17 protein-coding genes are annotated in these 17,613 nt (G+C 59.3%); 9 read left to right on the forward strand and 8 right to left on the reverse strand.

All coding sequences use genetic code 11. The annotated features are described in order from the left end of the window. The first annotated feature begins 196 nt into the window (after nucleotides 1–196). The 3 genes from ACA061_RS17005 (at nucleotide 197) to ACA061_RS17015 (ending at nucleotide 1,287) form a co-directional block, all read left to right on the forward strand. A complete protein-coding gene (locus tag ACA061_RS17005; protein ID WP_497299675.1) occupies nucleotides 197–577 on the forward strand; it encodes a hypothetical protein in 381 nt (126 codons plus the stop codon). 230 nt (nucleotides 578–807) lie between these two features. Beyond that, nucleotides 808–1,002: a hypothetical protein gene (locus tag ACA061_RS17010; protein ID WP_016984641.1), complete on the forward strand. Its 195-nt coding sequence runs from the start codon at nucleotides 808–810 to the stop codon at nucleotides 1,000–1,002. A 102-nt stretch (nucleotides 1,003–1,104) separates the two neighbouring features. After that, entirely contained in the window at nucleotides 1,105–1,287 is a 183-nt protein-coding gene (locus ACA061_RS17015) for a hypothetical protein (protein WP_150618313.1), read from the forward strand. On the opposite strand, the gene ACA061_RS17020 is transcribed toward ACA061_RS17015, so the two are convergent. Continuing rightward, nucleotides 1,284–2,345, reverse strand: a complete 1,062-nt coding sequence (locus ACA061_RS17020) for an AI-2E family transporter (protein ID WP_150605386.1) — start codon at nucleotides 2,343–2,345, stop codon at nucleotides 1,284–1,286. The two genes, ACA061_RS17015 and ACA061_RS17020, sit on opposite strands and share 4 nt — an antisense overlap. A 156-nt stretch (nucleotides 2,346–2,501) precedes the next feature. On the opposite strand from ACA061_RS17020, the gene trhP reads away from it, so the two are divergent. Then, nucleotides 2,502–3,839 carry a prephenate-dependent tRNA uridine(34) hydroxylase TrhP gene (gene trhP / locus ACA061_RS17025; protein WP_497299676.1) on the forward strand — a complete coding sequence of 446 codons (1,338 nt, stop codon included), beginning with the start codon at nucleotides 2,502–2,504 and terminating at the stop codon, nucleotides 3,837–3,839. A 145-nt stretch (nucleotides 3,840–3,984) separates the two neighbouring features. Here the strand turns inward: trhP and ACA061_RS17030 are convergent, their stop codons facing one another. Continuing rightward, on the reverse strand, nucleotides 3,985–4,848 hold the full coding sequence (locus tag ACA061_RS17030; protein ID WP_210553115.1) for a LysR family transcriptional regulator: 864 nt from the start codon (nucleotides 4,846–4,848) through the stop codon (nucleotides 3,985–3,987). Nucleotides 4,849–4,948: 100 nt separating this feature from the next. Between ACA061_RS17030 and ACA061_RS17035 the strand changes: the two genes are divergently transcribed. Further along, on the forward strand, nucleotides 4,949–5,845 hold the full coding sequence (locus ACA061_RS17035; protein WP_497299677.1) for a DMT family transporter: 897 nt from the start codon (nucleotides 4,949–4,951) through the stop codon (nucleotides 5,843–5,845). Nucleotides 5,846–6,075: 230 nt separating this feature from the next. Here the strand turns inward: ACA061_RS17035 and ACA061_RS17040 are convergent, their stop codons facing one another. After that, nucleotides 6,076–6,306 carry a hypothetical protein gene (locus ACA061_RS17040; RefSeq protein ID WP_150605390.1) on the reverse strand — a complete coding sequence of 77 codons (231 nt, stop codon included), beginning with the start codon at nucleotides 6,304–6,306 and terminating at the stop codon, nucleotides 6,076–6,078. A gap of 92 nt (nucleotides 6,307–6,398) precedes the next feature. Beyond that, nucleotides 6,399–7,112 carry a FadR/GntR family transcriptional regulator gene (locus ACA061_RS17045; RefSeq protein WP_150605391.1) on the reverse strand — a complete coding sequence of 238 codons (714 nt, stop codon included), beginning with the start codon at nucleotides 7,110–7,112 and terminating at the stop codon, nucleotides 6,399–6,401. 367 nt (nucleotides 7,113–7,479) lie between these two features. Here ACA061_RS17045 and ACA061_RS17050 point away from each other — a divergent pair, with 367 nt between their 5' ends. Next, the gene (locus ACA061_RS17050; RefSeq protein WP_150605392.1) at nucleotides 7,480–8,826 is read left to right on the forward strand and encodes an MFS transporter; all 1,347 of its coding nucleotides are present in this window, start codon (nucleotides 7,480–7,482) and stop codon (nucleotides 8,824–8,826) included. Between the two features lie 29 nt (nucleotides 8,827–8,855). Then, nucleotides 8,856–10,199: a glucarate dehydratase gene (gudD, locus tag ACA061_RS17055; protein WP_497299678.1), complete on the forward strand. Its 1,344-nt coding sequence runs from the start codon at nucleotides 8,856–8,858 to the stop codon at nucleotides 10,197–10,199. 119 nt (nucleotides 10,200–10,318) lie between these two features. Here gudD and ACA061_RS17060 read toward each other — a convergent pair whose 3' ends face one another. Then, nucleotides 10,319–11,185 (reverse strand): LysR family transcriptional regulator, encoded by an 867-nt coding sequence (locus ACA061_RS17060; protein ID WP_210699703.1) that lies wholly within the window; start codon nucleotides 11,183–11,185, stop codon nucleotides 10,319–10,321. A gap of 160 nt (nucleotides 11,186–11,345) precedes the next feature. Between ACA061_RS17060 and ampC the strand changes: the two genes are divergently transcribed. Next, nucleotides 11,346–12,512: a class C beta-lactamase gene (gene ampC / locus ACA061_RS17065; RefSeq protein WP_497299679.1), complete on the forward strand. Its 1,167-nt coding sequence runs from the start codon at nucleotides 11,346–11,348 to the stop codon at nucleotides 12,510–12,512. A gap of 321 nt (nucleotides 12,513–12,833) precedes the next feature. Here ampC and ACA061_RS17070 read toward each other — a convergent pair whose 3' ends face one another. Further along, the gene (locus tag ACA061_RS17070) at nucleotides 12,834–13,403 is read right to left on the reverse strand and encodes a DUF4174 domain-containing protein (RefSeq protein WP_497299680.1); all 570 of its coding nucleotides are present in this window, start codon (nucleotides 13,401–13,403) and stop codon (nucleotides 12,834–12,836) included. 206 nt (nucleotides 13,404–13,609) lie between these two features. Here ACA061_RS17070 and ACA061_RS17075 point away from each other — a divergent pair, with 206 nt between their 5' ends. Next, nucleotides 13,610–14,071 carry a GNAT family N-acetyltransferase gene (locus ACA061_RS17075; protein ID WP_150618304.1) on the forward strand — a complete coding sequence of 154 codons (462 nt, stop codon included), beginning with the start codon at nucleotides 13,610–13,612 and terminating at the stop codon, nucleotides 14,069–14,071. 309 nt (nucleotides 14,072–14,380) lie between these two features. On the opposite strand, the gene ACA061_RS17080 is transcribed toward ACA061_RS17075, so the two are convergent. After that, nucleotides 14,381–15,166 carry a sulfite exporter TauE/SafE family protein gene (locus ACA061_RS17080; protein WP_497299681.1) on the reverse strand — a complete coding sequence of 262 codons (786 nt, stop codon included), beginning with the start codon at nucleotides 15,164–15,166 and terminating at the stop codon, nucleotides 14,381–14,383. Nucleotides 15,167–16,292: 1,126 nt separating this feature from the next. Then, nucleotides 16,293–17,507, reverse strand: coding sequence for an MFS transporter (locus tag ACA061_RS17085; RefSeq protein WP_497299682.1), 1,215 nt, complete (start codon nucleotides 17,505–17,507; stop codon nucleotides 16,293–16,295). Nucleotides 17,508–17,613 lie beyond the last annotated feature (106 nt).

A 17,613-nucleotide genomic window follows, 5' to 3' on the forward strand; every position in this document is an offset into this window, starting at 1 on the left:
GTTCGATCATATTGGCGGGTCTGTACGCGATGGCGTTACCGCTGAGCGCCCGGTAAAGAAAACGGTACAGACCTTACACAAAATTTACCCGGCGGCTGTGCTGAATTTCAAAAAAACGCTGTCTTAGAAGTATCCCCGCGACGACTGCGGGCCTGGTTCAGGCCCTGCCGCCGGGTCGAAGAACCGAGGAATTATCATGATTCGTAAACTCCCCATTATGGCCCTGTTGATTGGCGCACTCGCGGTCACAGGACAGGCAGATGCCGGTGGTGGCCATGGCTGGCAAGGCCCTGCGGTGTTTGGCGCGATCGTCGGCTCGGCCATCATCGGCTCGGCGCTGATCAATCAGGATCGGCCGGTGTATGTCCAGCAACAGCCGGTTTACGTTCAGCCCCAACCGGTTTACGTGCAACAGCCGCCCCCACCGGTTTATTACCAACCGGCCCCGGTGTATGTGCAGCAACCGGTGTATATCCAACAGGCGCCCGTCTATTACGGCCCGCCTCGCGGTTATTACGGTCGGCCACAGGGTTATTACGACCGGCCACACGGTTACTACGGTGGCCCACGCTGGTAACCGAAATACAGAGCCCCGCTTTAATAGCGGGGCTTTTTTGTGACCGTCGGTCGGCCAGCGTCTGAAAAAATCTCGCCAAGGTCGCTGTGAGGACAGTTTCAACAGCTAAAGTCGGCATGATGGATTTGACCGTTGGGGTTAAAACATACAACGGTCATTTAATTGTCATGACGGAACCGCAAGCTGAATCTGTCCGTAAACAACAGGTTGATAACAACAAGGACGACTCCATGCCAACACAAAATCCGCACCGCATCGTCGGCTTGTGCACCTCCAGCAAGGTGTACAGCGCGCTGACCGAGCTCAAGCACCTGGAAGGCCACCGCTGCGCCAAGTTTCTTTCGCTGCTGGCCGAGAACCTTGTGCACAAAGGCCTGCTCAATGAGCGCGAAGTGATGCACATGCTTGATCAAGTGGTCGATTGAAACAGCCCTCACTGTTATCAATGACCACTATCGAAAGCGTTGATTGTCCCTGAGAACGCCGAGTCCCTAAGGTAGCGCCATCGATTGATGGAGGTCCTTGTCATGGCTCAGGTTCAAATCATGTCCGTTGTTGGCAGCGCCGTTCCCGCCTCACTCAGAGAGCTGGGATTGCTCGCCTGTTGGTATCTGATGCGTGACGGCGAGCCGATCAGCGGCCCGCTCACGTCCTTGCCGGCAGCGCAGGCACTGTCGCAACAGGTCGCCGGCGCGCGGTTTCATGTTTAAGGCAACTGCACCTTGGGTTTGGTTTCGATAAACAGCGCCCAGCTGGACATGAACAGCGCGGCAATCAAAGGTCCGATCACAAACCCGTTCAAGCCGAACACTGCCAGGCCACCGAGGGTCGAGATCAGAATCATGTAGTCGGGCATCCGCGTGTCCTTGCCCACCAGAATCGGCCGCAGCACGTTATCCACCAGACCGATCACAAAGATGCCGAACAACCCCAGCACGACGCCCTGCCAGATCATCCCGCTGAGCAGGAAGTAGAGCGCCACCGGCGCCCAGACAATCCCCGCCCCCACCGCTGGCAACAGCGACAGAAACGCCATCAATACCGCCCACAGCAACGCGCTGGGGATATCGAGAAACCAGAAAATCGCCCCGCCCAAAGCCCCTTGAGTGATCGCGACCACCAGGTTGCCCTTGACCGTCGCCCGCACCACGCGGTTGAACTTCAGCTGCAATCGACGCTTGTGGCTCTCCTCCAGCGGCACGGCGGTACGCACCTTGCGCGCCAGTTCGGCGCCGTCGCGCAAAAAGAAGAACAACAGATAGAGCATGATGAAAAAACTCACCACGAATTCGAATGTGCCCTGACCAAAACTGAAGGCCTGACTCGCCAGCACCTGGCTGCCCTGCATCGCCGACTTGACGATTTTCTCGCGCAACCCATTCAGCTCACCCATGCCGAAACGGTCCAGCAGGTTCTGGAAATACGGCGGCAAGCTCTGTTTGAACTGCGCCAGATACGCCGCGATGTCCAGCTCGCCGCTTTCGATATTCTTGTAGACCGACGCGCCTTCCTGCACCAGCAATAAGCTGATGATGATCACCGGCAGAATCGCGATCACCAGACAGATGCTCAACGTGCACAGCGACGTCAGGTTGCGCTCCCAGCCGAATTTCATCTGCAATTTGCGCTGCATCGGTGCGAACAGAATGCCGAGGATCACCGCCCAGAACACCGCGCCATAGAACGGCAACAGAATCCAGATGAAGGCCACCGTCACCAGTAACAGCAACACCGTCAGCGATTTGAATTGAATACTTTTTTGGTTCATGTCCAGTCCATGTCAGTCAGGCGCCATGCACGCCAGCCCAACTTAGTCAGCCGCCGCCCGCGCGAGTGCCATCTTTATTCAAGGAGCATAGATCCAGATCAATAAGCCCAGCGGACAACCGCACTACCCTGCCGCGCTTTTGCGAGCGCTGCCGCCATGACTCCCACCTCCACTCCCGCCGCCCCCGAACTGCTCGCCCCCGCCGGCACCCTGAAAAACATGCGTTACGCCTTCGCCTATGGTGCCGATGCGGTCTATGCCGGCCAGCCGCGCTACAGCCTGCGGGTGCGCAACAATGAATTCGATCACGCCAATCTGGCACTGGGTATTCGTGAAGCTCAGGCGCAGGGCAAGCGCTTCTACGTGGTCGTCAACATCGCGCCGCACAACGCCAAGTTGAAAACGTTTCTCAAGGACCTGGCGCCGGTCATCGAGATGGCGCCGGACGCACTGATCATGTCCGACCCGGGGCTGATCATGCTGGTGCGCCGGCATTTCCCGCAGATGCCGATCCACCTTTCCGTGCAGGCCAACACGGTGAATTGGGCGAGCGTCGAGTTCTGGCAGCAACAGGGTTTGAGCCGGATCATCCTGTCCCGCGAACTGTCGCTGGAAGAAATCGGCGAAATCCGCGAGCAGGTGCCGGGCATGGAGCTGGAGGTGTTCGTTCACGGCGCGCTGTGCATGGCTTATTCCGGACGTTGCCTGCTCTCCGGTTACATGAACAAACGTGATGCCAATCAGGGCACCTGCACCAACGCCTGCCGCTGGAAATACTCGGCGCAGGAGGCCACCGAGAATCAGCTTGGCGAGATCGTCCAGACCTTCCAGCCCGAGCCAACCCTGGGCCTCGGCGCGCCGACCGATCAGGTGTTTCTGCTGCAGGAAGCCAATCGCCCTGACGAATTGATGCCCGCCTTCGAGGATGAGCACGGCACCTACATCATGAACGCCAAGGACCTGCGCGCGGTACAGCACGTCGAGCGCCTGACCCGCATGGGCGTGCATTCACTGAAGATCGAGGGCCGGACCAAATCGCACTTTTACTGCGCGCGCACCACACAGGTGTATCGCCGGGCGATTGATGATGCGGTGGCCGGGCGCGAGTTCGATCGCAGCCTGATGAACGATCTGGAGTCACTGGCCCAGCGCGGCTACACCGAGGGTTTCCTGCGTCGTCATGTACACGACGAGTATCAGAATTATCTGCATGGCAGCTCGGTGTCGGAGCGTCAGCAGTTTGTCGGAGAGCTGACCGGTGAACGGCGTGACGGGTTGGCCGAGGTCAAGGTGAAGAATCGGTTTGCGCTGGGTGATCATCTGGAATTGATGACGCCCGGCGGCAACTTTCATTTCGATCTGCATGAATTGAAGAATCTGAAGGGTGAAGCGATCGAAGTGGCGCCTGGTGATGGGCATACGGTGTATGTGCCGATTCCGGACGGGGTGGATTTGCGCTTTGGGTTGTTGATGCGCGACCTCAAGCCAAACTAACCAGCTCCATCATCCACACGAACCCGTGTAGGAGCTGCCGAAGGCTGCGATCTTTTGACTTGGATTTAAAAAAGCAAAATCAAAAGATCGCAGCCTTCGGCAGCTCCTACAGGGTGATGTGTTCGGAGCATAAAGGACGGCTGGGTCAGGTGAATTCTTCACGCAACATCGCCACAAACGCCTCGCGCGCCGGGTGCACCCCGGCGTTTTCATGCCAATAAAACAGATTGTCGATGGCCGTCAGTTCGGGGAACTCATAGCCCACACACCCCGCGCCTTTGGCGTATTGCTCGAACACCCCTTTGGGCACCAAAGCCACGCCCGCTCCCGCACTGACGCACCCGACAATGGCCCCGTAACTGGCCAGGCTGACAATCGGCAACGCCTGCCCCTGACGCAATAACCAATGCTCCAGCGCCGCCCGATACGGACAGCCTTGCGGCCACATGAACACGGTTTTGTCCTGCAGATCATCGATGCCGCGCACCGGCCCGAACGACGTCGAGGCAATCAGCAGCAACTCTTCGCGATACATCGGTGTGCGTTTCAGATGCGAGCGCTCAACATCCACCGCGACAATCGCGCCGTCGAGGCGATGGCTCAGCGTGTCGTCGAGCAACTGGCCCCAGGAGCCGGTGGTGAGTTCCAGCGCGACCTGCGGAAAACGCTTGTGAAACTTTGCCAGCAGCCGTGGCAAACGCCCGGTGGCCGACGATTCGATGGCGCCGATGCGCAACGGCCCGGATGGCTCGGCCGAAGGATCAACTGCGCGTTTGGCCTCCGCCGTCAGCGCCAGAATTTTCTGCGCATAGGCAAGAAACGTCTGCCCTGCCGGGCTGATCCGCAACCCACGCCCCTCACGCAGAAACAGTGCAACGCCCAACTCCGCCTCCAGCGCCTTGATCCGCGCGGTGATGTTCGACGGCACGCAGAACAGTTTTTCCGCCGCCCGGGCGATGCTGCCCTCCTCGGCCACGGTCTTGAACATACGGATTTGTGCCAGCTCCATATTCATCACTCTGAGTGAACATTCAGCGCAGTATAAGTCAGTTGTGGCGAATGATTGGACCCCCGGATACTTGGCGCATCATGCCTACTGGTGCTCGATCATGCCGCCCCCTTCTTCGCTGAAAATCTTACTGGCCATGGCGTTTGTCGTCGGCTGCTGGGCGTATTCGCCAACCGGAATCCACATCGGCCTGCAGGCCTACGATCCCGGGCATCTGGCGTTACTGCGGTTTCTGTTGGCATCGTTGTTCATGGCGGTGATTGCCGCGTTCAAAGGTATTCAGCTTCCCCGCGCGAGGGATGTACCGCTGCTGTTCGCCTTGGGTTTCTTTGCGGTCAGCCTGCACCACGTCGCGCTGAACATCGGCCAGCAAAGCGTCAGCGCCGGGGCGTCGAGCGTGCTGGCGCAATCGAGTCCGCTGTTCAGCACGCTGCTGGCGCGTTTTGTGTTCAAGGATCAGGTCAGTGTCTGGCGTTGGGGCTGCGTGTTGCTGGGTTTGGTCGGCGTGGCGATTGTGGTCAGCGGTGATCGTGGAGTGGGCGAGATCGACGCGCATGGCTTGCTGATCTTGCTGGCGGCGGTTTCCTGGAGCATTTATTTCGCCCTGCAAAAGCATCACGCCCGGCGCTATGACGGCTTGAGTCTGACGTGCTACGCGGTGTGGTCGGGGACGTTGCTGTTGCTGATTTACCTGCCAGGGTTGAGCGACGCGGTGATGAAAGCGCCGCTGCGGGTGCAATGGGCGGTGTTGGCGCTGGGGGTGTTTCCCAGTGCCCTGGCCTATCTGGCGTGGGGGTTTGTGCTCAGGCATGTGGATTTGAGTCGGGCGACCATGACCCTGTACCTGATTCCGCCGACGGCGATGGGGATTGCGTCGGTGGGGCTGGGCGAACGGCCGACCCTGTTGATGCTGGTGGGCTCGGCGGTGGTGTTGGTGAGTGTGCTGGCGTTGAATCTGGAGCGGCGGTTTTGGGTGGGGCGGACTGCTGGGGTTTGATCGTTGATATCTACTGATGCTGCCGCCGCCATCGCTGGCAAGCCAGCTCCCACATTGAATGCATTCTCCGGGGAGATCCTTTGTGGCTGCCGCCGCCATCGCTGGCAAGCCAGCTCCCACAGGTTATGCGGGTGTGCAGCAGAACCTTTGTACAATCCCGAACCCTGTGGGAGCTGGCTTGCCAGCGATGGGGCAAGCACAGACATCACATCAATCAGAGCCAGATCCACTCAGCGCCGATCATCCGACAACGGCGTCGGCTCATCCGCCGGCGGCATGTCTTCATCTGCTGGCGGATCCTTCCAGTCTTCCGGCCGATCGGCGTCACTCAACGGATCGCGCCCCGGAGTCATCCCTGGCGGTGCATCGTGATCGCCCAGTGACGGCTCATCGGTGCCGGGCACCGGAAGGGTTGGGTCGGTGGGAAGAACTCCCCCCTGAAACAGCAAGTCGTTAGCCATGACGCACCTCACCAAGGAGGTCCGGAAAACCCGGGCCGTGCAATTTGGAAGCGGCCCCGTGAGCGACGTGCCATCGAACAGACCAACGGCGCTCAACCCTGTGCGAGGAACCGGTCGCGACTGTTGGTCAGATGCAGCCACATGGCTGCCCGCGCTGCATCCGGATCCTGGCGCTTGATCGCATTCAGAATCGCCTCGTGCTCCAGATTGGCCAGTTGCCCCAGCTTGCTCAAGTCCGCCGCCCCGCGCTCGACTGCATTGACGCGCGCGCGCGGAATCATCGCATTGCCCAAGTGCTGCATGATCTCGCTGAAGCAGACGTTGCCGGTGGCCTCGGCGATCAGCAGATGAAAGCGCCGGTCGGCCTCGACGCAACTGTCGTTGTTGGCCAACAGACGTTGATAGTCATCCAGCGCTTGGCGCATCTGCAGCACTTGCTGCTCGCTACGGCGTTGCGCTGCCAAAGCGGCGGCTTGCGTCTCCAGGCCCATGCGCAATTCAAGGATGCTGCGCACCCCGAGCGCGGTGTCGACGTTCAGCCGCAACCCCTGCTCCGGCGCCCGCTCGATCACGAACGTGCCGATGCCATGCCGCGTCTCGACCAGCCCCGACGCCTGCAATTTGGAAATCGCCTCGCGCACCACCGTGCGGCTGACCCCGTGCTCCTGAACGATGGAATTCTCCGACGGCAATTTGTCGCCGGGCGACATCTGCCCGAGCAGGATGCTCTGGGTGAGCTTCTCCACCAGGTCATGGGCCAGGTTGTGCGCACGTTTGCGCGCGGGGGCGTCGAGGTCTTCTTGCATGGTTGGTTCCGGTGAACGGGGCTTGCGGATCGTAGCACTGCGGGGATGGGTGACAAGGTTGATTTTACTCCTCCGACCTCCACCAACTTGTATGACAACACTCGATATAGGTGAAAAATCCAGTTCGCGACTCAGCACTTTCTCAGAAAAAAAACGCTACGAATCTCAAAAATACATGTCCGCAGAACAAACAAAACCCAACAAACACGGACACCTCAACCGAAAAAAGTATAAAAAACCTGCATCACCAAAGAATTTAGTCAGTCCTTCCCACTTGTAGGACAAAAAAACCTAGTTGTATGATGTCTATCAACAACGCAGCACCCAGCCCTACCCCGCATAAAAATAATCAGTGGGAGAAAACCTAGTGAAAACCTCCGTCTCCGGGATGAACGAGGGCGTTGATGCAACGCTGGCGTCCGCCATCTCGAAAGTGAAACGCCACGTCCTGCCGCTCTTCGTGATCATGTTCATCGTCAATTACATTGACCGGGTGAACATCGGTTTCGTCCGTACCCACATGGAACATGACCTGGGCATTGGCGCCGCCGCTTACGGCTTCGGCGCCGGTCTGTTCTTCATCGGTTATGCCCTGTTCGAAGTCCCCTCCAATATGCTCTTGCAGAAAGTCGGCGCGCGCATCTGGCTGACCCGAATCATGTTCACCTGGGGCGTGGTAGCTACCTGCATGGCGTTCATCCAGAACGAAACCCACTTCTACATTCTGCGTTTCCTGCTTGGCGTCGCCGAAGCCGGGTTCTTTCCCGGGGTGATCTACTACTTCACCCGCTGGCTGCCCGGCGCCGAACGCGGCAAGGCCATTGCGATCTTCCTCAGCGGCTCAGCTATTGCGTCCCTGATCTCCGGCCCGCTGTCCGGCCTGCTCCTGCAAATCAACGGGCTGGGCATGCACGGCTGGCAATGGATGTACTTTATTGAAGGGATGTTTTCGGTGTGCCTGTGCGTGTTCGTCTGGTTCTGGCTCGACGCCAAACCTCACGATGCGAAATGGCTGAGCCGCGCCGAACAGGACGCACTCGTCACGGCCATCGACGACGAACAGAAGGCCCGCGAAGCCGCCACACCGATCCGGCCATCAATGGGCAAACTGCTCAAGGATCGGCAGATCCTCCTGTTCTGCCTGATCTACTTTTTCATCCAGTTGACGATCTACGCCGCGACCTTCTGGCTGCCGAGCATCATCAAGAAAATGGGCGACCTCAGCGACGTGCAGGTCGGGTTGTTCAACTCGATTCCGTGGTTGCTGTCGATTGTCGGCATGTACGCCTTCGCCTCCCTGTCCACCAAATGGAAACACCAGCAGGCATGGGTCGCCACCGCCCTGTTGATCGCTGCAGCGGGGATGTTCATGTCCACCACTGGCGGGCCGATCTTCGCCTTCGTCGCGATCTGCTTTGCGGCGCTGGGTTTCAAGTCGGCTTCGTCGCTGTTCTGGCCGATACCGCAGGCGTATCTGGATGCGCGAATTGCCGCCGCCGTGATCGCGCTGATCAACTCGGTGGGCAACCTTGGCGGTTTCGTTGCGCCGACCACTTTCGGTCTGCTCGAAGAACACACCGGCTCGATTCAGGGTGGCCTCTACGGCTTGGCCGCTACCTCGATCATTGCCGCGATCATCGTCTTCTTCGCCCGCACCAAGCCGAAGCCGGCTGCGGATATTGCTATAGCTGAAACTGCGCCGAAACACGCCTGATTCTGAAAGATACGAAAAGGATAAAAACAATGAACGCACACGACACCGCCAAAGCCCCGATCATCACTGACATGCAGGTCATTCCGGTGGCCGGACACGACGGCATGCTGCTTAATCTGAGCGGCGCCCACGGGCCATTTTTCACCCGCAACATCGTCATTCTCAAGGACAACGCCGGCCACACCGGTGTCGGTGAAGTACCCGGTGGCGAGCGCATTCGCCAGACGCTGGAAGACGCTCGCAGCCTGGTCATCGGCAGCCCGATCGGCACGTATCAAAAGATGCTCAATCAAGTCCGCCAAACCTTTGCCGACCGCGATGCCGGCGGCCGCGGCCTGCAAACCTTCGACCTGCGCATCACTATTCACGCGGTCACCGGCCTCGAAGCCGCGCTGCTCGACTTGCTCGGTCAACACCTCGACGTGCCGGTCGCGGCGCTGCTCGGCGAAGGCCAGCAACGCGATGAAGTGAAGATGCTTGGCTACCTGTTTTACGTCGGCGATCAGCGCGAAACCGACCTCGCCTACCGCAGCGAACCGGACGCCGACAACGACTGGTTCCGCGTGCGTCACGAGAAGGCCATGACCGCCGAAGCCGTGGTGCGCCTCGCCGAAGCGGCCCACGCGAAATACGGCTTCAAGGATTTCAAGCTCAAGGGCGGCGTGCTCAGTGGCGACGCGGAAATCGAAGCGGTCACGGCGCTGGCCGAACGCTTCCCGCAGGCGCGCATCACCCTCGACCCGAACGGCGCCTGGTCACTCAAGGAAGCGATTCGTTTGTGCCGCGACCAGCATCAGGTTCTGGCGTATGCGGAAGATCCGTGCGGTGCGGAAAACGGTTATTCGGGCCGCGAAGTCATGGCTGAGTTTCGCCGCGCCACCGGCCTGAAAACCGCCACCAACATGATCGCCACCGACTGGCGCGAAATGGGGCATGCGATCCAGTTGCAATCGGTGGACATCCCGCTGGCCGACCCGCACTTCTGGACCATGCAGGGTTCCGTGCGCGTGGCGCAGATGTGCCATGAGTGGGGGCTGACCTGGGGCTCGCATTCCAACAACCACTTCGATATTTCGTTGGCCATGTTCACCCACGTTGCGGCGGCGGCACCGGGTGAAATCACCGCCATCGACACCCACTGGATCTGGCAGGACGGCCAGCGCCTGACCAAGGCACCGCTGCAAATCGTCGACGGTTGCGTGCAGGTGCCGAAGACCTCGGGGCTGGGTGTGGAGCTGGATATGGATCAAGTCGCCAAGGCTCACGAACTGTACAAAGGCATGGGCCTGGGCGCACGGGATGACAGCGTGGCGATGCAGTTTCTGATTCCGGGCTGGAAGTTCGATAACAAGCGGCCGTGTCTGGTGCGCTGATTTCCGAAAACAACACTGATCCCCTGTAGGAGCTGCCGAAGGCTGCGATCTTTTGATCTTGTCTTTTAAGATCAAAAGATCGCAGCCTTCGGCAGCTCCTACAGGAGGTTGTGCCAGCTTCAGAGCTGTAGCAACCAGTTTTTAAACGCATTCATCGCCGTCGTCTCCGGCCGCGACTGCAACCGCGTCAGCCAGTAACTCCCGGTCGTGATCTCGACCGCGAACGGCTGGCGAATCGCATCCGCCGCCAGTTGCCGGGCAAACATCAGCGGCGGGGCCAGCGCCACGCCACTGCCCTGTAACGCCGCTTCCATCATCGCCAGCGACGAGTCGAACATGATGCTTTGCGGTGGCGCTGCCTGTGTCGCCAGACCCGCCGCCTGAAACCACGCCGGCCATTCATCGGTGCGATAGGACCGCAGCAACGTCTGCTGCAACAGATCGCCCGGCGTGTGCAATTGCCGGGCGATCTCCGGCACGCACAGCACTGATAGCGGCGCATCGAGCACGCGCATCGCCTCGATACCGTGCCAGGCCCCGGCACCAAAACGGATCGCGTAATCCAGCCCTTCGGCGGCAACGTCCACGCGATTGTTGTTTGTCGACAGCCGTAAATCTATGAGCGGATGTTTCGTCCGGAAGTCCGCAAGCCTCGGCAACAGCCAACCCACGGCGAACGTGCCAACCGCGCCGACGGTCAACATCTCGCGATACTGTCCACCGGCAAGGCGTTCGAGGATCTGCGCGATGTGGTCAAACGAAGTGCTCAACACCGGCAGCAACGTTTCGCCTTCACTGGTCAGCATCAGCCCGCGGGGCAGGCGTTTGAACAGTGTTACGTTGAGCTGCGCTTCGAGGCTTTTGACCTGATGACTGACCGCTGCCTGGGTCACGCACAGCTCCACGGCAGCTCGAGTGAAACTCAAGTGACGCGCCGACGCTTCGAAAGCGCGCAGTGCGTTGAGCGGCAATTGTGGTCGAATCATGCCCTGTCCCAAATTTTTCTAATGGCTAGTCCGAGATTTCGTCGTTTGTCGATTCACGTCGGACTGCCTAAATTGTCGGCGCTGATCAGCCGTCCATTACAAAAATCGCCCGCAGTATAGCGGGACACCATCATCAACACTCATGGAGAGTGGTTCATATATGTCATCCATCAACCCGACCAAAGCCTTTTCCTACGGTGCATTTAGCCTGATCTTTGGTGCCGCCACTTGCCTGGGCGCTCCGCAAACCGATGAGCAACTGCAAGCGCTGGTCAAGGCCGCCGTCACGCCGGTGATGCAGCAACAGAACATTTCTGGCCTGGCCGTTGCACTGACCATCAACGGCCAGCCGCATTACTTTAACTACGGCGTCGCCAACAAGGACTCCGGGCAGAAGATCAGCGAAAACACCCTGTTCGAAATCGGCTCGGTGAGCAAAACCTTCACCGCCACACTGGCCGGTTACGCGCAGGCCTCGGGCCAACTGGACCTGTCGACCAAGGCCAGCACGCTCTGGCCGGAGTTAAAAGGCAGCGCCTTCGACAACATCAGCGTGCTGCAACTGGGCACCTACAGCGCGGGCGGTTTGCCGTTGCAATTTCCCGCTGACGCGGATTCGGCGGACAAGATGCTCGGCTATTACCTGCAGTGGAAACCCGCGTATCCGCCGGGCAGCCATCGCCTGTATTCCAACCCCAGCCTCGGTTTGTTCGGCTATCTGACGGCCAAAAGCCTCGGCCAACCCTTTGCTCAGGCGATGACTGAAACCCTGTTGCCGAAACTGGGCCTCAAGCACACCTTCATTGAAGTGCCCGCCTCCGAAGCGAAGCTCTACGCGCAGGGGTACGACAAGAATGACAAACCGGTTCGCGTCAGCCCCGGCGCACTGGACGCCGAAGCCTACGGCATCAAGACCAGTGCGGCGGATCTGCTGCGTTACGTCGAGGCCAACCTCAAGCCTGCGAACCTTGAACAGCCGCTGCAAAAAGCCATCGCCGCGACCCACACCGGTTACTACACCGTCGGCGATATGACTCAGGGTCTGGGATGGGAGCGCTACTCCTACCCGATCAGCCTGGACAAGCTGCAAGCCGGCAACTCGACGCCGATGGCGATGGAGCCGCACACGGTCAAATGGCTGAACCCGCCACAGCCTGAACCGGCCAATGTGCTTTACAACAAAACCGGCGCAACCGGCGGTTTCGGTGCGTACGTGGCGTTCGTGCCATCGAAGGATATTGGCATCGTGATTCTGGCGAATAAGAATTATCCGAATGCGGAACGGGTGAAGATTGCGCATGAGATTTTTGGTGGGTTGACCGATTAAAGATCAAAAGATCGCAGCCTTCGGCAGCTCCTACATTGACCGAGTGAAAACCCGATCCTGTAGGCGCTGCCGCAGGCTGCGATCTTTTTTCGTGAAGAGACTGTCTGTGGTCAGGGAATGATCTGTGGCGAGGGGATTTATCCCCGTTGGGCTGCGAAGCGGCCCCAGTCCAGACAGCCAAGGTTTGTCTGAAACAGACAAATCCCCCAAACTCCGGCATGCCCTCTCAACACAGCTAAATCCCTGACCACAGGGTTTTAAACGGGCAAAAAAATGGGCGACTTGCAAAGGTCGCCCATTTTTTGGATTCAGATCCCGCCATCAATCATTCGGCATTTCTGGCGGCTTGGTCGGTTTGGCGGGTTTGCTCGGCTTGGCGCCTTTCGCACCTTTGGCCGGTTCAGGTTCGGCAGCGGCAGGGGTCTGGGCTGCTGCGGCGGCAGCCGCTTCTTTCTCGGCCATGGGCATGGCGTCGATGGTGTCGAAGATTTTCTTCAGGTCGACGGCCTTCGCGTCATCCCCCGAGGCGGTGAGTTTGGTCTCGCCGTCCTTGCCCACCAGGAACACTTTCGGATAAGCCCCGGCGCCCAGTTTCAGCGAGCGCAGAAGAGCCATGGTGTCTTGCTGGCCCATGTCCTTGCCGTCGAGCTGACCCGACATATTGAGGATGGTGTAAACCTTGATGTTGCGATCGGCGACGCCTTTTTTGTTGGCGGGGTCCTCCAGCGACTTTTTCAGGCTTACCCACACCGGGTCGACAGTGCTTTGCGCGATCACGATCAGCGGTCGGGCGCGGCCTCTGTCCCCGGCAATCGGCGAATCGTTGTCAGCGGCGAACAGGGGGCCGGCAACTGCCAGCAAGAGTGTCAGGGTCAGTGACCTGATGAGCATGCGCATCTCCTTTTGATATCCACGCTCTAATGATTGCGCATCACGGCGATTGTTCCGGGGTATCCGGCAAATATCTGTCGCCCTGCCAGAAGCTTAGGTCAGGCCCGACATTGCGCAACTGCACAAACGCGATTGCCACGCCAATTTGATTACCGTTCAAGAGCGCATTAGGGTGGCTGTTCTGCTCACGAAATGGAGGTCACCGCGTGCACATTGATTACCTGTGCGATCACCCTGAATTGATCGAAGAACTGGCCGAACTCAACTTCAAGGAGTGGGGTAGCTTTCGTCCCGGCGACACCCTTGCTGCCCGCACCGAACGCATGCGTGCGGCGTGCGGCAAAGGTGCGATCCCCAGTGTCGTGGTTGCGATTGAAGACGGCAGGTTGCTGGGCGGCGCACTGCTGATCGACAGTGACATGAAAGTCCGCCCCGAACTCACGCCCTGGCTGGCCGGGGTTTATGTGAAGGCTGAAGAACGTGGCCGCGGGATTGCTTCGCAACTGGTCAAGCGCATTGTTGAAGAGGCTGAGGCGTTGGGCGTGCCGGAACTTTACCTGTACACCGACGCAGCACAGTCGCTGTATGCGCGGCTGGGTTGGGAGGTGGTCGAGGAGATGGTTTACGAAAATTTGCCGGTGACCGTCATGAAATACACCCTGCGGTAGCCGACGTAACAGATCTCTGTGGTGAGGCGCATTTATTTGTAGCTGATGGGATTATCTGTGGCTAAGGGCATGCGTCTGTGGATGAGGAGATTTATCTGTGGCGAGGGGATTTATCTGTGGCGAGGGGATTTATCCCCGATGGCGCGCGAAGCGCCCCCATTCAGGCAGCCAATTTTCCCTGACACACCGATTCAAATGGCCTTGGGGCCGCTTCGCAGCCCATCGGGGATAAATCCCCTCGCCACAGATAAATCCCCTCGCCACAGGAAATTCCATCACCACAGTTACAGCCAGGAAATTGGGTTTGTACTAAAAAGCCAGTTTATAGCCGATCAACACCAGCATCGTCGCCAGGCATGGTCGCAGCACTTCGTCGGAGATGCGGCCGGTCAGGTGGCTGCCGAGCCAGATGCCTGGCAACGAACCGATCAGCAAGAAGCCCAGCACGCTCCAGTCCATGTTGCCCATGCTCGCGTGGCCGAGGCCGGCGACGAGGGTCAGCGGTACGGCGTGGGCGATTTCGGTGCCGACCAGGCGACGGGTCGGCAGCAGCGGATAGAGGATGAACAGCGCCACGGTGCCGAGGGCGCCGGCGCCGATTGAAGTCAGCGCGACCATGGTGCCAAGGATCAGGCCGGTGATCACCGTCATCACGTTCAGCCGCGAACCGCTCGGGTTGTAGTTGCCGCCAGCGCGTTTGTGGGCGAATTCCAGCAAGCGTTTCTTGAAGAAGATCGCCAACGCCGTGGCAAACAACACAAAGCCCAAGGCTTGTTTGATGATGGCGTTCATCGCGTCTGGCGCGGTGTGCAGCGTGCTGAGAAACCACAAGGTCATGACCACCGCCGGCACGCTGCCGAGGGTCAGCCAACCGGTGATGGCCCAGTCGATGTTCTTGTTCCTCTTGTGAACGATGACGCCACTGGATTTGGTAATGGCCGCGTACAGCAGGTCGGTGCCGACCGCCGTTGCGGGGTTAATGCCGAACCACAGCAGGATCGGCGTCATCAACGAACCACCGCCGACACCGGTCATACCGACAATAAAACCCACCACCAGCCCGGCAATCACCAGGCCGAAATTTGCCAATTCCATTAAGACGTCCAGAAAAACGACAGGAAAAATCTGGCCCGCAGCATAGCGATTTTTCTTATAACCACATATATCGATGCGGTCTATCGTTATGCCCAATCACCACTTCCCCCTGTAGGGGCTGCCGAGGGCTGCGATCCTTTGGAGGTCGCGTTTTCTGGTTTTGGGGGATTTTGGTTGCGCTTTTTTTGTGTCTTGGCGGCCTGTGGGCCGACCAGGTCGTTGGGGGGTTCTGTGTGAATATCCGTTTTTTTGGGTGATGGCTGAGTAGGGTTCCGCCCTTACGGCGGGTCACCTTTTCCAAACGCCGAAAAGGTAACCCAAAAGGCTTTGCCCTGACGTCCGGCCCGCTCGCTAAAGCTCGGGGTTCCTTCGCTCCGGAATCCATCCGGGGCATCGATTCCGGTTTGCTTCGCTGCACCTCCTTTCGATGTCCTCCCCGGATGAATCCCTCCACTCAGCCTTCCGACGGGCTCTGAGATCAAGAGCTGCACTCGAGCTAACGCTCATTGTGTTGAGTGGTGGAAGAGCGATGCGGTCGGCTTTGGTTTTGGGTTGGGTGCGCCCCTCATCGGAACGCCGCCCGCCCAGCCCTCTCCCGAGGGAGAGGGAGCCGACTTTCTTGATTATCGAAATTTGAGTTCGACTCGGTATTTCACGACGGTGTACTTCTCCCAAACACCTCAATCAGTCCCCTCTCCCTCTGGGAGAGGGCTAGGGTGAGGGGCTCTTGATCTGGCTTTTGATCTTCTGCCCCTTCGGCAGGCCGAGCGAAGGTGTTCATCCGGGGGTTAGGCGCGCAGCGCCGTGCGGCGAAGCCGCATTCATCGAGAGGAGGTGCAGCGAAGCAAACCGTAGGCGATGCCCCCGGATGGACACCGTAGCGAGGGAACACTGAGCCTAGGCGAAGTGCCGTACGCCGGGGCAAAGCCTTTTGGGTTACCTTTTCGGCGTTTGGAAAAGGTGACTCGCCGTAAGGGCGAAACCGCCAGCGGCAACACCCGCAGCAACGGATATACCCCCAATCCCAATCCCAATCCCAATCCCAATCCGCCGTTCAGGTGCTCCACGACGAACGCAACAAGAAAGATCAAAAGATCGCAGCCTTCGGCAGCTCCTACAGAGGGGATCAGTGTTGGCGTCGTCCGGGTTTGAAGCTGTGTGTGCTGTTGATCCACACGGTTACCAGCGCAATCAGCGACAGAATCAGCAGCGCCCACGGAAACGACATCGCCCCCGCTCGATCCAGCAACAAACCACCAAACAGCCCGCCCCCGGCAATCGCCACGTTCCAGGAAGTAGTCAGCATTGCCTGCACCACATCGACATGATCGCCGGCAGAATCCGCCGCGGCCGTCAGCAACAACGTCGCCGAACCACCGAAGGACAAACCCCACACCGCCATGCAGCCGTAGATCAGCCATGGCGACGGATTCGCCAGTGCCAACACCAGCGCCGTCACGGCAAACACTGCGAGGCTGATCAGGGTCAGCCAACGCAACCAGCGATCCACCAGCAAGCCGATAATCCAGATCCCCACCAGCGAACACACGCCAAACACTAGCAGCACCAGATCGACACGCTCGGCGAGTCCGGCCTGCATCAAAAACGGTGAAACATAGGTGTAGAGAATGTTGTGCCCGAGCATCCACGTCAGCACCACCAACAACACCGGGCGCACACCCGGCAGGCGCAGGGACTGCATCAATGGCAGACGCTCGGCACTGGCCTGCCCCGGACGATCCGGCACCGCCACGACGATCCACGCCGCCAGCACCAGCGCCAGTGCCGACATTATTCCGAACGAGGCGCGCCAACCGATCAGATTGCCCAACCACGTTCCCGCCGGTGTGCCCAACGACAGCGCCACCGGCGTGCCGAGCATGGCAATCGCCAGCGCTCGCCCCTGCTGATGCACTGGCACAATTCCGCGGGCGTAACCGGCCATGATCCCCCACGACAGCCCCGCCGCCATCCCGGCGAGAAAGCGCGAGGCCAGGGTCAGGCCGTAATGGCTGGAAAACGTGGTGATGGTGTTGAACAGCAGAAACCCGCCAACCGTCATCAGCAGCACCCGGCGCCGTGGCCAGCCACGGGTGGCCACGGTCAGCGGAATCGCCGCGACAATCGAACCCAGCGCATACAGCGTTACCAGTTGCCCGGCGAGCACTTCGCTGACGTTCAGCCCGGCACTGATTTGCGGCAGCAACCCGGCGGGCAGGGTTTCAGTGAGGATGGCGATGAAACCGGTCATGGCGAAGGCCAGCAACGCGGCATAGGGCAGTTTGTCGGCGCGGGTGGCGTGGTCGACACGGCTGAAATCGGCGCTTGCGGGGTCGGTCATGACGAGTGCAGCTCCATTTGGATCGAAATTAGCGACTGATTGTATACAAGTTATCCAACCACCATTCAACCCGATACAACTGACATCCCCCTGTAGGAGCTGCCGA

The sequence above is a fragment of the Pseudomonas sp. LBUM1668 genome (genome assembly GCF_059695715.1).